This is a genomic window from Pseudomonas sp. LA5, from assembly GCF_028640825.1.
Lineage (GTDB): Bacteria > Pseudomonadota > Gammaproteobacteria > Pseudomonadales > Pseudomonadaceae > Chryseomonas > Chryseomonas aestiva.
The window spans coordinates 406,585-421,139 of the sequence record NZ_JAQYZY010000037.1; the positions used below are offsets into that span (position 1 = coordinate 406,585).

The 14,555-nt window shown below is 66.8% G+C and carries 12 protein-coding genes; 9 read left to right on the forward strand and 3 right to left on the reverse strand.

All coding sequences use genetic code 11. From position 1 onward, the window contains the following. The first annotated feature begins 3 nt into the window (after nt 1–3). Nucleotides 4–636, forward strand: coding sequence for a LysE family translocator (locus PVZ72_RS13870; protein ID WP_273862226.1), 633 nt, complete (start codon nt 4–6; stop codon nt 634–636). Here the strand turns inward: PVZ72_RS13870 and PVZ72_RS13875 are convergent. Next, the gene (locus tag PVZ72_RS13875; RefSeq protein WP_273862227.1) at nt 633–3,203 is read right to left on the reverse strand and encodes a bifunctional diguanylate cyclase/phosphodiesterase; all 2,571 of its coding nucleotides are present in this window, start codon (nt 3,201–3,203) and stop codon (nt 633–635) included. The two genes, PVZ72_RS13870 and PVZ72_RS13875, sit on opposite strands and share 4 nt — an antisense overlap. A 312-nt stretch (nt 3,204–3,515) precedes the next feature. On the opposite strand from PVZ72_RS13875, the gene xdhA reads away from it, so the two are divergent. From xdhA to guaD, 4 genes are read left to right on the forward strand one after another with little or no spacing between them, the layout of a single operon-like run. Then, nucleotides 3,516–4,955, forward strand: a complete 1,440-nt coding sequence (gene xdhA / locus PVZ72_RS13880) for a xanthine dehydrogenase small subunit (protein WP_273862228.1) — start codon at nt 3,516–3,518, stop codon at nt 4,953–4,955. After that, the gene (gene xdhB / locus PVZ72_RS13885; protein ID WP_273862229.1) at nt 4,948–7,347 is read left to right on the forward strand and encodes a xanthine dehydrogenase molybdopterin binding subunit; all 2,400 of its coding nucleotides are present in this window, start codon (nt 4,948–4,950) and stop codon (nt 7,345–7,347) included. Before xdhA ends, xdhB begins: the two co-directional genes overlap by 8 nt. Continuing rightward, nucleotides 7,344–8,168 carry a xanthine dehydrogenase accessory protein XdhC gene (xdhC, locus tag PVZ72_RS13890; RefSeq protein WP_187979618.1) on the forward strand — a complete coding sequence of 275 codons (825 nt, stop codon included), beginning with the start codon at nt 7,344–7,346 and terminating at the stop codon, nt 8,166–8,168. The genes xdhB and xdhC overlap by 4 nt, the downstream gene beginning before the upstream one ends. A gap of 24 nt (nt 8,169–8,192) precedes the next feature. After that, a complete protein-coding gene (gene guaD / locus PVZ72_RS13895; protein WP_443218251.1) occupies nt 8,193–9,497 on the forward strand; it encodes a guanine deaminase in 1,305 nt (434 codons plus the stop codon). A 213-nt stretch (nt 9,498–9,710) separates the two neighbouring features. Here guaD and PVZ72_RS13900 read toward each other — a convergent pair whose 3' ends face one another. Further along, nucleotides 9,711–10,808, reverse strand: coding sequence for an NADH:flavin oxidoreductase/NADH oxidase (locus tag PVZ72_RS13900; protein ID WP_273862230.1), 1,098 nt, complete (start codon nt 10,806–10,808; stop codon nt 9,711–9,713). A 92-nt stretch (nt 10,809–10,900) separates the two neighbouring features. On the opposite strand from PVZ72_RS13900, the gene PVZ72_RS13905 reads away from it, so the two are divergent. Together PVZ72_RS13905 and PVZ72_RS13910 are read left to right on the forward strand one after the other, a co-directional pair. Beyond that, the gene (locus tag PVZ72_RS13905; RefSeq protein WP_133861023.1) at nt 10,901–11,224 is read left to right on the forward strand and encodes an ArsR/SmtB family transcription factor; all 324 of its coding nucleotides are present in this window, start codon (nt 10,901–10,903) and stop codon (nt 11,222–11,224) included. Between the two features lie 194 nt (nt 11,225–11,418). Next, nucleotides 11,419–12,465, forward strand: coding sequence for an SGNH/GDSL hydrolase family protein (locus PVZ72_RS13910; RefSeq protein ID WP_273862231.1), 1,047 nt, complete (start codon nt 11,419–11,421; stop codon nt 12,463–12,465). A gap of 69 nt (nt 12,466–12,534) precedes the next feature. On the opposite strand, the gene uraH is transcribed toward PVZ72_RS13910, so the two are convergent. Further along, on the reverse strand, nt 12,535–12,906 hold the full coding sequence (gene uraH / locus PVZ72_RS13915) for a hydroxyisourate hydrolase (protein ID WP_273862232.1): 372 nt from the start codon (nt 12,904–12,906) through the stop codon (nt 12,535–12,537). Nucleotides 12,907–13,122: 216 nt separating this feature from the next. Between uraH and puuE the strand changes: the two genes are divergently transcribed. Then, complete coding sequence (gene puuE / locus PVZ72_RS13920) at nt 13,123–14,031, forward strand: allantoinase PuuE (protein ID WP_273862233.1); 909 nt, start codon at nt 13,123–13,125, stop codon at nt 14,029–14,031. After that, the gene (gene uraD, locus PVZ72_RS13925) at nt 14,028–14,540 is read left to right on the forward strand and encodes a 2-oxo-4-hydroxy-4-carboxy-5-ureidoimidazoline decarboxylase (protein WP_133861027.1); all 513 of its coding nucleotides are present in this window, start codon (nt 14,028–14,030) and stop codon (nt 14,538–14,540) included. Before puuE ends, uraD begins: the two co-directional genes overlap by 4 nt. The last annotated feature ends 15 nt before the right edge of the window (nt 14,541–14,555 follow it).

Genomic DNA, 14,555 nt, shown 5'->3' on the forward strand with positions numbered 1-14,555 from the left:
TCAATGCAACACTTCGCCCTCTACCGCCTGCTGTGCGGCCTCACCATCGCCAGCCCCGGCCCGGGCGTACTGCTCACGATCACCAATGCGCTGCAGCTGCGGCTACGCGGCGCCCTGCCGGGCATCCTCGGGGTGGTGCTGGGCATACTACTGGTCGCCATCCTGGCCAGCACCGCGCTCGGCGCCCTGGTAAGCAGCTCGCCGCGGACCCTGCAGGGATTGCAGCTGGTCGGCGCGCTCTACCTGGGTTGGCTGGGGCTGCGGCGTCTGCGCAGTCCCGCGGCCCAAGGCCGGCAGCCTGCCGCCACTCGGCCTTCGGTCAGCGGTGGCAGACACCTCCTGCAGGGCTTGCTGGTGTCCCTCACCAACCCCAAGCCGATCCTCTTCTTTCTGGCGCTGTTTCCGCCCTTCATCCAGGTGGATCGCCCGGTGTTGCCGCAGCTGGTGCTGCTGGTGGCGACCTTCAGCCTGATGAGTTTCATCATCCATTGCAGCTACGCCGGGGCGGCGACAGTCCTGAGTGCCCGCCTGACCTCGGATACCGCCCTCGCCCGGCTGCAGCGGGCGGCTGGCGCGCTCTTCCTGGTGTTCGCCACGCTGTTGCTGGGGGCGGCCCTGGGGTCCCCAGGCGGCTAGTGCGCGACCAGGGTCCGGCTGGCGTCGCTCGACGCTTCCCGCGGCTGAGACTGCTCCTGCCGCAAGGCCGCAAAACGCGCCGGGGACAGCGGTCGCTGCAGATGGAAGCCCTGCGCCTGGTCGCATTTGAGGTCGGCGATGCGCGCCAGCTGGCCGGCGGTCTCGATGCCCTCGGCCACCACCGTCAACGACAGGGCCCGCCCCATGCTGACAATCGCCTCGACAATGGCGGCATTGCTCTCGCTCACCTCGATGTTGGAGACGAAGCTGCGATCGATCTTCAGGCAGTCGAAGGGATAGGTGCGCAGATAGCTCAGGGAGGAATAGCCGGTGCCGAAGTCGTCCATGGACAGCCGCACGCCCAGGGCCTTGAGCTTCTTCATCAATTCCAGGGCACCGGCGGCGTCGTCCAGCAGGACGTTCTCGGTCAGCTCCAGCTCGACCCGCGCCGGGTCGATACCGGTGCGCAGGAGGACCTTGCTGATCCGCGCGATCAGGTCATCGCGCTGGAACTCCAGCGGTGACAGGTTGATGGACACGATCAACTCCGGCGCCCACTCCAGCGCCTGACTGCAGGCTTCCTGCAGCACCCAGTCGCTCAGCCCCAGGATCAGCCCGGTTTCCTCCGCCACCCCGATGAATTCGGCGGGCGCCAGTCGACCGCGGGCGGGATGATTCCAGCGCACCAGCGCCTCGGCGCCCAGCAAGCGCTGGCCATTGGCGGCGAAGCGCGGCTGGAAGTCCAGCTCGAATTCCAGTCGCTGCAACCCCAGGCGCAACTCGGTCTCCAGCTGGCGCCGCTCGAGGATGCGCTGATTCATGGTGGGCTCATAGAACCTCAGGGTGTTACGCCCCGCCGCCTTGGCTTCGTACAGGGCGATGTCGGCATAGCGCAGCAGATCCTCGGCGCCATGGCCATCCTGGGGCGCCCGGGCGATGCCGATACTCGCCCCGATGTTGATGTCGTGCTCGTCGATGCGCATGGTCCGGCCGATGCCCTCCAGCATCCGGTTGCACAGCACGCTCACCTGCTCGGCGCTCAGGCAGCCATTCACCGCGATGACGAATTCATCGCCGCCGATGCGCGTGACCAGATCGCCTTCGCGCACGCTGGCGCGCAACTCCCGGGCGACCTGACAGAGCACCTGGTCGCCGGCGCCATGGCCGAGGGCGTCGTTGACCGGCTTGAAGCGGTCCAGATCGAGGGCCAGCAGATGCAGCGGCTGACTGGCGTTGACGCCCTCGGCGAAGCGCTGCGCCAGGTAGCGGTGCAGTTGATGACGGTTGGCCAGTCCGGTCAGGGCATCGTGCTGGCTGATGTGTTCGATGCGCGCCTTGGCCTCGATCTCCTCGGTCACGTCGCACACGGTGCCGCGAAAGCCGGCCAGCAGGCCACCGCTGATGATGGGTTGCGCCGTCAGCTGGCAGTACCTGAGCTTGGCCTGGGCGTCGCGCATCTCGCAGCGCAGGGGGCGCCGGGTCCGGCCGGCCGCCAGCGGCGTCCTCGCCACCTCTTCCACCTGGCTCGGCGGATAGCCGAGCAGTTCGTGCAGCGGGCGGCCCAGCCAGTCCTCGCGACTGAAGCCGGTCACCGCCACGAAGCGCTCCGAAAGATAGACCAACCGCTGCTCGGCGTCGCTCTCCCAGATCCAGTCGGACGAGGCCTCGGAAACGGTGCGGAAGCGCTGCTCGCTGTGCCTCAGGGCATCTTCGGCCACATCCGTCTGCCGTGCCGCCAGGCCGATCCGGCGGCGCAGGTACCAGACCAGCAGCAGCGCCAGACCACACATCGCCGCCAGCAACGGCAGGAACTGCGCCAGCAGACCTTGCCCCATGCCATGCACCCGCCAGTGCAAGGTCACGGCGATACCCGGATCGGACTTCACCACCAGGGTCGGCCGCTCCGCCACGGCGGGCAGTTCCCCTGGCTCCGCGGTCAGCCCGGGCAATTCGAAGGTCTGGCCGAGCTGGGCAAGCTTGTCCGGCGTGAGGATGTCGACGAAGACCATGTAGGACAGCCGCTTGAAGTCCTGGTAGGTGGCATCCGGGCGGATGACCGCGGCCAGCACGCTGGCCGGCTTGCCCTCGATCAGGAAATAGCCCTGGGCATAGCCATCCTTGAGCGAGCGCTCCCGGGCCTGAGCCAGCAACGACGCCTGGTCGTCGCCCAGCCAGGTATCCAATTGCAGCTTGCTGCGACCGCCGCCGACCACGGCATAGCGCGTGACACCAGAGGGCGCCAGGATGAAGGCGCCATTCACGCCATAGCCGCTGTAGAGGGATGGCCCGACGTTATCTTCTTCGTAGGCCCAGTTGACGTCGACCTTCTTGCCGGTCCGCGCATAGGCCTCGATCCAGAAGGAGTAATCGGTCAGCACCCGGCCCAGCTTGTCCAGCCGCGTCTCCAGCGCCCGCTGGGCATCCGCCTCGCTGTGATGGCGTTGCTGCTCGTCAATGCGCGCGCACAGGTCGAACAGCATCCATCCGGCCAGAGTGAAGATGAGGGTGACCAGTGCGAAGAAACCCAGGGAGGCCTGACGAGCGACGCGATTGAGTTGAGTAGGCACGATAGCGACCTGTGGCAACGGTTGTACGATGATGTTGACGGCAGGCGGCCAGGCCGTAATCGTCTGCCTTTATATCGGCACTGCTGTGACGGCCTTGAAGCGCCAGCATAAATATTCCGCAGAAACGCAGCCTAGAGCGCTTGTTTTGCACCATTGGCGTGCAACACGGTACTGGGCGCGCCAGGACGGCGCGGCCTTGGCCAGGCCGCTTGCCCAAAAACGACAGCAGCGCTCCACTCGACCGGGCAATTGTTGACCTACCGGTCAGCTTTACCCACCATCGAGACATTCGAGACCAGGTGGAGAGCGGCCGTGATCAGGTTTCTGCTGGACCAGGAGCTGCGCAGCGAAGAGCAGCTCGACCCCAACCTCACCGTGCTGCAGTACTTGCGCGAGCGCTGTGGCAAGACCGGCACCAAGGAAGGCTGCGCCTCGGGCGACTGCGGCGCCTGCACCGTGGTGCTGGCCGAGCCCGATGGCGACCGGTTGCGCTATCGCACCGTCAACAGTTGCCTGACCTTTGTAGCGGCGCTGGACGGCCGGCAGCTGATCAGTGTGGAGGACCTCAAGCACCGGGGCCGTCTGCATCAGGTGCAGCAAGCCATGGTCGACTGCCACGGTTCCCAGTGCGGCTACTGCACCCCGGGCTTCGTCATGTCGCTGTTCGCCCTGCAGAAGAACGTGGCCACGCCGGATGACGCCGCGACCCACGAAGCCCTGGCCGGCAATCTCTGTCGCTGCACCGGCTACCGGCCGATCCTGGCCGCGGCCGAACAGGCCTGTGCCGGCCGGCAGCCGGATCAGTTCGATGCCCGCGAGCAGCAGACCCTGGAGCGTCTCCAGGCCCTGGCGCCGGCGCCCGCTACGCGCCTGGAGGGAGACGGTCGACGCTGCCACAGCCCCACCAGCCTGAGCGAACTGGCCAGTCTCTACCTGACCTACCTCGAGGCGCGCCTGCTGGCCGGCGGCACCGACCTGGCCCTGGAGGTCACCCAGCACCATCGCCGCCTGGAGACCCTGATCTACCTGGGCAACCTGCCCGAATTGCGCGGCGTTACCCTGAGCGACGAGGTCATCGAGATCGGCGCCGCCACCCCGCTGGCCGATTGCGCCGCCGCCCTGGCCGCCGACTACCCGGACTTCGGCGCCCTGCTGCAGCGCTTCGCCTCCCTGCAGATCCGCAACCAGGGGACCCTGGGCGGCAATATCGGCAATGCCTCACCCATCGGCGACAGTCCGCCCCTGCTCCTGGCGCTGGGCGCCAGCGTGCTGCTGCGCCAGGGCGAACGGCTGCGCGAACTGGCCCTCGACGACTTCTTCCTCGACTATCGCCAGACCGCCCTGGAGCCGGGCGAATTCATCCAGGCGGTACGGGTGCCGCGGTCACGCGATGGCCTGGTGTTCCGCGCCTTCAAGGTGTCCAAGCGACTGGATGACGACATCTCCGCGGTCTGCGCCGCCTTCGCCCTGGAGCTGGAGCAGGGCCGCGTCGCCAGCGTGCGCATCGCCTATGGCGGCATGGCGGCCACGCCCAGGCGGGCAGCGCGCTGCGAACAGGCGCTGCTCGGCCAGCCCTGGAACGCCGCGTCCATCGAGCGCGCCGTCCAGGCCCTGGCCGAGGATTTCGCCCCGCTGTCGGATTTCCGCGCCAGTCGCGAATACCGTCTGCTGACGGCGCAGAACCTGCTGCGCAAATGTCACCTGGAAACCACCCAGCCCGCGCTCGCCACGAGGGTCACCGCCCATGCCTAGCACCCTGCCCGCCCGTACCCCCGAGGAAATGGCCGCGGCCTTCGCCGCCGGCCTGGCCACCGGCGTCGGCAAGCCGCTCAAGCACGAGAGCGCCGACAAGCATGTCAGCGGCGAGGCCCTGTACATCGACGACCGCCTGGAGTTTCCCAACCAGCTGCACGTCTATGCGCGGATGAGCGAGCACGCCCATGCGCGGATCAAACACATCGATCTCGCGCCCTGCTACCAGATCCCCGGTGTGGCCCTGGCCATCACCGCCGCCGACGTACCCGGCCAACTCGACATCGGCGCCGTCTTGCCCGGCGATCCGCTGCTGGCCCATGGCGAGGTGCAGTACCTGGGCCAGCCGGTGCTGGCGGTGGCCGCGACCAGCCTCGACGCCGCCCGCCGCGCCGCCCAGGCCGCCCTCGTCGAATACGAGCCGCTGGAGGCCATCCTTGACGTCAAGGAAGCGCTGCGCCGCGAACACTTCATCTCGCCCAGCCACAGCCATCAAATCGGTGACGCGGCCGCCGCCCTGGCCGCCGCGCCCCATCGCCTGCAGGGCGAACTGGCCATTGGCGGCCAGGAGCACTTATACCTGGAAACACAGGTAGCCTCGGTGATGCCCACCGAAGACGGCGGCATGCTGGTCTATTCCTCCACCCAGAATCCCACCGAGGTGCAGAAGCAGGTGGCCGAGGTGCTGGGGGTGTCGATGAACAGGGTCACCGTCGACATGAGACGCATGGGTGGCGGCTTCGGCGGCAAGGAAAGCCAGGCCGGCATGCCGGCGGCGCTCTGCGCGGTGTTCGCCCATCTCACCGGGCGCCCGGTGAAGATGCGCCTGCCGCGATTCGAAGACATGCACATGACCGGCAAGCGCCATCCCTTCCACGTCGACTACGACGTCGGCTTCGACGACGATGGCCGACTGCTGGGCATCCGCTTCGAACTGGCGGGCAACTGCGGCTATTCGCCCGACCTGTCCAACGCCATCATCGATCGCGCCATGTTCCATGCCGACAATGCCTATTTCCTCGGCAACGCCCAGATCACCGGCCACCGCTGCAAGACCCACCTGGCGTCCAACACCGCCTACCGCGGCTTCGGCGGCCCCCAGGGCATGCTGGCCATCGAGAACGTCATGGACGCCATCGCCCGCCATCGCGGCCTCGACCCGCTGGAGGTACGGCGGCGCAACTACTATGGCAAGGAGACGCGCAACCTCACCCACTATCACCAGGTGGTGGAAGACAACCTGCTCGACGAGATGACCACGGACCTGGCGGCCAGCAGTGACTACCAGGCGCGGCGCGAGGTCATCCGCGACTTCAACCGGAACAGTCCGGTACTGAAGAAGGGCCTGGCGCTGACTCCGGTGAAATTCGGCATCTCCTTCACCTCCTCCTTCCTCAACCAGGGCGGCGCCTTGGTCAACGTCTACACCGATGGCAGCATCCACCTGAACCATGGCGGCACCGAGATGGGCCAGGGGCTCAACACCAAGGTCGCCCAGGTGGTGGCCGAGGTCTTCCAGGTCGACATAGCCCGCATCCAGATCACCGCCACCAACACCGACAAGGTGCCCAACACCTCGCCCACCGCGGCCTCCAGCGGCACCGACCTCAACGGCAAGGCCGCGCAGAACGCCGCCCAGACCATCAAGGACCGCCTGATCGACTTCGCCAGCCGCCACTTCCACGTCGGGCCTGAAGAGGTCGACTTCCGCAACGGCCACGTCAGGGTGCGCGACCGGCTGCTGAGCTTCGAAGAGCTGATCCAGCTGGCCTATGTCGGCCAGGTATCGCTGTCCAGCACCGGCTACTACCGCACACCGAAGATTCACTACGACCGCGACCAGGCCCGCGGGCGGCCCTTCTACTACTACGCCTTCGGCGCCGCCTGCTCCGAGGTGCTGATCGACACCCTCACCGGCGAATACCGCCTGCTGCGCACCGACATCCTCCATGACGTCGGCGCCTCCCTGAATCCGGCCATCGACATCGGCCAGGTCGAAGGCGGCTTCGTCCAGGGTCTGGGTTGGCTGACCATGGAAGAACTGGTGTGGAACGATGCCGGCAAGCTGCTCACCGCCGGCCCCTCCACCTACAAGATCCCGGCGGTGAGTGACGTACCTCCGGACCTGCGGGTGCGGCTGGTGGAGAATCGGCAGAATCCCGAGGCCACGGTGTTCCACTCCAAGGCCGTGGGCGAACCGCCCTTCATGCTTGGCATCTCGGTGTGGTGCGCCCTGCAGGACGCCGTGGCCAGCGTGGCGGATTACCGCTTCCATCCGGCGCTGGACGCGCCGGCCACCCCGGAACGGGTGCTCTGGGGCGTGGAGCGCATGCGCCGCCTGGCCGCCGAGCTGCAGACCGCCCCGGTCTCCGCCACGGAGGAGCCCGCATGAACAGCAAACGCGGCTGGCTGGCCTTGCTGGCCGATTTCGAAGCGCGGGGCGAGCCCTGCGTGCTGATCACCGTGGCCGACGAGCAGGGCTCCACGCCCCGCGAGGCCGGCACCAAGATGCTGGTGGGCCGGGAAGCGCAGCACCTGACCATCGGCGGCGGCCACCTGGAATACCGCGCGGTGGAGATCGCCCGGGAAATGCTCGCCGCCGGTACGCGCCAGCCGCGCCTGGAGCGTTTCTCCCTGGCCGCCAGCCTCGGCCAGTGCTGCGGGGGCGTCACTACCCTGCTGTTCGAACCCCAGCTGGCACAGGACGTCCCGGTGATCGTCTTTGGCGCCGGCCATGTCGCCCGCGCCCTGGTGCCGCTGCTGGCCGGACTGCCTTGCGCGGTGCGCTGGGTGGATTCGCGCGCCCAGGAATTTCCCGCCGTCCTGCCCGCCGGCGTGGAAAAGTGCCTGACCGACGAGCCGGTCGACGAGATCGCCCGGATGCCGGCGGGTGCCTACTACATCGTCATGACCCATAATCACCCCCTGGACCTGGAGTTGACCGACGCCATCCTCGCCCGCGGCGACCATGGCTATTTCGGTCTGATCGGCTCCCGGACCAAGTGGGCCAAGTTCCGCCACCGTCTCGCGGCGCGCGGCCACGGCGCCGACCGCCTGGGCACGGTGCGCTGCCCGCTGGGCCTGCCTGAGGTCCAGGGCAAGCTGCCGCTGGAGATCGCCATCGCCGTGGCCGGCGAGGTCATCGCCCACTACGGTCGCCAGGCCGAGCAGGCGGATCTGCCCCTGCGCCTGGTCACCGCTACCCCCAAGTAGCTCCATCCTTCATCCGAGATCGTTATGACCGCCATCGCCCATCGCGCCGCCCTGCTCCACAGCCTCGCCGACCCGGCCGAGGTGGGGCTGGACGCCTCCTACGAATACCATGCCGACGGCCTGCTGCTGGTCGCGGACGGCCGCATCCAGGCCATGGGCCCGGCCACCGAGCTGCTGCCCACCCTGCCCGCCGGCACCCAGGTCATCGAGCATCCCGACGCCCTGATCACCCCCGGCTTCATCGACACCCATATCCACTATCCGCAGACCGGCATGATCGCCAGCTACGCCGAACAGTTGCTGGACTGGCTGGACACCTACACCTTTCCCACCGAGGGCGCCTTCGTCGATCCGGCCAAGGCCGCCGAGGTGGCCGAGGTCTTCGTCGGTGAACTGCTGCGCAACGGCACCACCACCGCCCTGGTGTTCGGCAGTGTCCATCCGCAGTCGGTGGATGCCTTTTTCGAGGTCGCCGAACGCCTCGACCTGCGCATGATCGCCGGCAAGGTGCTGATGGATCGCAATGCCCCGGACTATCTGCAGGACACCGCCGAATCCGCCTATGCCGACAGCAAGGCGCTGATCCAGCGCTGGCACGGCAAGGGCCGCCTGCACTATGCCGTCACCCCGCGCTTCGCCCCCACCAGCACCCCGGAGCAACTGGAAGCCGCCGGCCGCCTGCTGGCCGAATACCCGGACGTCTACCTGCACACCCACCTCTCCGAGAATCTCAAGGAGATCGACTGGGTGAAGGCGCTGTTCCCGGAGCGCAGCCACTACCTGGACGTCTACGATCACTTCCAGCTGCTCGGTCCGCGCTCGGTGTTCGCCCACGGCATCCACCTCTGCGACGCCGAGTGCCAGCGCCTGCACGACACCGGATCAGCGGTGGCGCACTGCCCCACCTCCAACCTCTTCCTCGGTAGCGGACTGTTCGATCTCGAACGGATGGAAGCCTTCAAGGTCAACGTCGGCCTGGGTACCGACGTTGGCGCCGGCACCAGTTTCTCGCTGCTGCAGACCCTCGGCGAAGCCTACAAGGTGCAGCAACTGCGTGGCCATCGCCTGCATCCCTTCAAGTCGCTGTACCTGGCCACGCTGGGCGGCGCCCGCGCCCTGCGCCTGGACGAGCGCATCGGCAGCCTGGCCCCCGGCCACGACGCCGACTTCGTGGTGCTCGACCTCAAGGCCACCCCGCTGCTCGACTACCGCCTGCAACAGTCCAGGAGCCTGGAAGAAACCCTCTTCGTCCTCACCACCCTGGGCGACGACCGGGTGATACGGGAAACCCATGCCGCCGGTCGCCGGGTACACAGTCGCGACGCCTGATACCCTCACCCCGTAGCGTGGAAAACCGCGCAGCGTTTTCCACGGGTGGAGCAAAACGGCACTGTTGGGCTTTGGCGATGAAGCCCCCACAACCCAACCTACCCATTACCGTAGGTTGGGCTGAGCGCAGCGAAGCCCAACAAAACCCACCCCCATCCCATACGCACAAAAAACCGCCCCGAGGGGCGGTTTTCATGTTCAGCCTAGACCGACTCAACTGGTGCGATAGCGCTCCAGCCAGTGGGCGTAGGGCGCCGGCAGCACCCAGGACGGCTGGTCGACGCCCAGAGCCTTGGCCGCATAGTAGGGCCAGTGCGGATCGGCCAGGTGAGCGCGACCTACCATCACCAGATCCAGTTGCCCATCGGCCACCACCTGGTTGGCCAGCGCCGGGGTGTCGATGTTCCAGGCCGAGGCCACCTTGAGGCCGGTCGCCTTGCGTACCTGTTCGGTGACGGGTGCCAGCAGACCCGGTCCCCAGGGGATGTTGGCGGTCGGGGTGGAGAAGCCGATGCTGACACTCAGCAGGTCGAGGCCTTCGCGCTTGAAGCCCTGGGCCAGCTCGATGGATTCGGCCAGGGTCTCTTCGTCGCGACCGTCGTATTCGATCACGCCGAAACGCGCGGTCAGCGGCAGGTGCTCCGGCCAGACTTGGCGCACCGCGGCCAGGGTTTCCAGCAGGAAGCGGCTGCGGCCGGCGAGGTCGCCACCGTACTGGTCGTCGCGCTGGTTGGAATGCACCGAGAAGAAGCTCTGCGCCAGGTAGCCGTGGGCGAAGTGCAACTCCAGCCACTCGAAGCCGGCCTCATAGGCACGCTTGGCGGCATCGACGAAGTCCTGGCGGACCCGGGCGATGTCGTCCAGGGTCATGGCCTTGGGCACCTTGGGCAGATTGGCGCCAAAGGCCACCGCGGACGGGGCGATGGTGTCCCAGCCACGGGCGTCGTTGGCGGCGATGTGGTCATCGCCTTCCCAGGGACGGTTGGCGCTGGCCTTGCGACCGGCGTGGGCGATCTGGATGCCCGGTACCGAACCGGCGGCCTTGATCGCCTGGACCACCGGCACGAAGGCCTGGGCGTGCGCGTCCGACCAGATGCCGGTGCAACCGGGGGTGATCCGGCCTTCCGGCGAGACCGCCGTGGCCTCGACGACCACCAGGCCCGCACCACCGCGGGCCAGGCCGGCATAGTGCACCTGGTGCCAGTCATTGATCACGCCATCGACGGCGCTGTACTGGCACATGGGCGGGATGGCGATGCGGTTGCGCAACGTCACGTCCTTCAGGGTAAAGGGTTGGAACAATGCGGACATCTGAGCGGTCTCCAATGAGGCGGATGTTGTTTCGTTATTTCGATATTAATCGAACATAACATAATCGCCAACCCCCGGTGTATGATTAGCGCATGCGCCCTTTCAAACATCCCAGTCCCGACGAATTCTCCCTTGAGCGCCTGTTCCATGCGCTCAGCGATCCCGTACGTCTGGACATCGTCCGCTACCTGGCGCGGGTCGCCGAGGCCACCTGTGGCGAACTTGACGGGGGCCGTCCGAAATCCAGCATGTCGCACCACTTCCGCGTCCTGCGCGACGCCGGCCTGGTACACACCCGCAACGCTGGTACCACGCACATGAACCAGTTGCGGCGCGACGACCTGGATCAGCGTTTCCCCGGGCTGATGGCAGCCATCCTGGCGCAGTCTTCCGATCCCGTGATCAAGCCGGACTAGCTCGCTCGTGGTGCAGCCTTAGCTGCGAAACCTCGGACTTGCCCATCGCTCTTGCCATCCCGTGCTGGTCGTCGGCTGCCGCTTCGCCTGGTCCGGGCGCCGGGAACTCCGACCTTGCTTTTCCGCTCTTCCCGGTATGAAGGTTGCAAAAGATAAAGGCAGCACCGACGCTGGACGCTGCCGGGAGGTAGACGATGGGCAAGCACTGGGGATTGGCGACCGCACTCGCAGGTGTCGCCACGTTGCTCGCCCTCGTACCCAGCCCTGAGCCCATCGCCGAGGCGCGGGGCATCCAGAGGGTCATCGCCTTTGGCGACAGCCTGATGGACTGCGGCACCTTCGGCCACATCTACGCAACCAACCCGGGGCGCACCTATCCCCAGGAAATTGCCGACGCCTACGGTATCGAACTGGGCCCCAATCGTCAGGTGGAAGGCTATGGTCACGAGGGTCCGAGCGATCCCGACGGCCTCTGCTACGCCGAGGGCGGCGCCGTAACCGGCAGCTTCACCGAGCCAGGCTTCGACCACAACGAGGCGCCGCTGGCGTTTTCCCAGCAGATCCGCAATTTCGAGATGCAGCATGGCCGCTTCCGCCAGCAGGACCTGGTGCTGGTGCAGATCGGCGGCAATGACATCATCGGCCCCTTCTACGACAAGACGCTCAAGGCCGCGCTGATGGCTGATGCCCCGCTGACTCCGGAGGTACGCACGCAGGTCGAGGCCCGGATCCGCCATACGGCCCTGAACGAGGTCAAGCTGCTGCGCTACCTGCTGAGCCTGGGTGCCCAGCGGCTGGTCGTGCTCAACAACACCGACTACGGCAAGGCGCCCTATCTCGAGCCCTGGACCGAGCAGGTGGCGCAGCGCAATCATGATCTGGTGAAGCTCTACAACGACACCCTGCAGGCCAACCTGCCGGCCGGAGACCGCCTGCTGCTGGTGGATGCATACCGGGTGATGGAAGAGGTCTTCGCCCACTACGGCAACTATGGATTCACCCATGCCGAAGGCGATGCCTGCCTGCCCGGTCGCGAATTCTGCGATCCGGACAGCTACGTCGAACCGGGCGCTGACCAGGCCTATATCTTCGGCGCCCGGGGTCATTTCGCCAGCCGTACCCACAGCATGCTGGCCCAGGTGGTGCTGGAACGTATCGCCCAGACCTGGCCAGACAGTGCCGTGCCGGACCGACCGCTGCTGGCCAGCGCCCGGTTGGCCAGCGAGCCGACCTTCCACTAGCCTGAGCGGATCCACGCCCCAGGCTGGTGCCGGCTCACCCCTGCGCGCACCGCCGCAGAGCAGTCTTTCCTAACTGCCGCGATAGGTCGAATAGCTGTAGGGCGAAACCAGTAGCGGCACATGGTAGTGCGCCGCCTCATCGGCGATACCGAAGCGCAGGACCACGGTGTCGAGAAATGCCGGTTCCTCCAGCGTCGTCCCCCGTCGCCGATAGTAGTCACCCACCGCGAATTCCAGCTCGTAAGTACCCGCCGTAAAGGCTTCGCCCTGCAACAGCGGTACATCGCCGCGGCCATCGGCATTGGTCCGCACTTCACCCAGCGCCTGCCGCGACACCCCATCCAGGCGGTACAGACGGACGGCGATGTCCGCGCCGGGGCAGCCGCCGGTGGTGTCCAGCACATGGGTAGTCAGGTAACCGCCAGGGGATGAAACGGACATGGGAGAACTCCTGCAAGGGGGATGATCCAGCCTAGCAGTTTTCTACCCGCCGATTGTATACAGCTCCTTGCCCCGCCCTAACCTAGGGATCATCGTCCTCTAGCGCACCAAAGTCTTCAGACCGGTCAGACCAGTTGGGCAGGATTCTTGCTGGGACTCGGCAAAGGCCGCCAAACATTGTATACAAAACATCTCGACTGCCAGGATGCCCTTCCCATGACCTATCCCCGCGATCTCATCGGCTACGGCGCCAAGCCGCCCCACCCGCGCTGGCCGGGTGACGCCCGCATCGCCCTGTCCTTCGTGCTCAACTACGAAGAGGGTGGCGAACGCAACATCCTGCACGGCGACAAGGAATCCGAGGCCTTTCTTTCCGAGATGGTCGCCGCCCAGCCGCTGCAGGGCGTACGGAACATGTCCATGGAGTCGCTCTACGAATACGGCAGTCGCGCCGGCGTCTGGCGCATCCTGGAATTGTTCGCCAAGCACCAGGTACCCCTGACCATCTTTGCCGTGGCCATGGCCGCCGAGCGCCACCCCGAGGTCATCCGCGCCATGGTCCAGGCCGGCCACGAAATCTGCAGCCACGGCTATCGCTGGATCGACTACCAGTACCTGGACGAAGCCGAGGAGCGCGCCCATCTGCAGCGCGCCATCGAGATCCTCACCCGGTTGACCGGCGAGCGTCCGCTGGGCTGGTACACCGGCCGGACCGGTCCCAACACCCGGCGCCTGGTCATGGAGGAAGGCGGCTTTCTCTACGACAGCGACACCTACGACGACGACCTGCCCTATTGGGAGCCCGATACGCCAACCGGCAAGCCGCACCTGGTGATCCCCTACACCCTGGACACCAACGACATGAGATTCACCCAGGTCCAGGGCTTCCATACCGCCGAGCAATTCTTCCAGTACCTCAAGGACGCCTTCGACACCCTCTACGCGGAAGGTGCCAGCGCGCCCAAGATGCTCTCCATCGGCCTGCACTGCCGGCTGATCGGTCGCCCAGGTCGCCTGGTGGGTCTCAAGCGCTTCCTCGAATACGCCCAGAGCCATGAGCGCGTCTGGTTCGCCCGCCGGGTGGACATCGCCCGTCACTGGCACAGGGAGCATCCGCCGGCATGAGCGCCTTCCACACCGTCACGCCCAGCCAGCTGGATCGCGCCGCCTTCGTCGCGGCCTTCGGCGGCATCTACGAGCACTCCGCCTGGGTCGCCGAGCGCGCCTTCGACGAGGGCCAGCCGCTGCCGGACAGCGTCGACGCCCTGCATCAGCGCCTCGCCGCCCAGGTCGCCCGAGCCAGTCACGCCGAGCAACTGGCGCTGATCCAGGCACATCCGGATCTTGCCGGTCGCGCGGCCCTGGCCGGCGAGCTGACCGCCGCCAGCAGTGGCGAACAGGCCGGTGCCGGCCTCGATCAATGCACCCCGGACGAGCTCGAGCGCTTCACCCGCCACAACGACGCCTACCGCGCCAAATTCGGCTTCCCCTTCATCATGGCGGTGAAGGGCAGCAACCGGCATCTTATCCTGGCGGCCTTCGAAGAGCGCCTGCCCAACAGCCCGGAGCAGGAATTCCAGCGCGCCCTGGCCGAGATCGATCGCATCGCCCTCTTCCGCCTGCAGACCCTCTGACCCTTCCCCGACAAG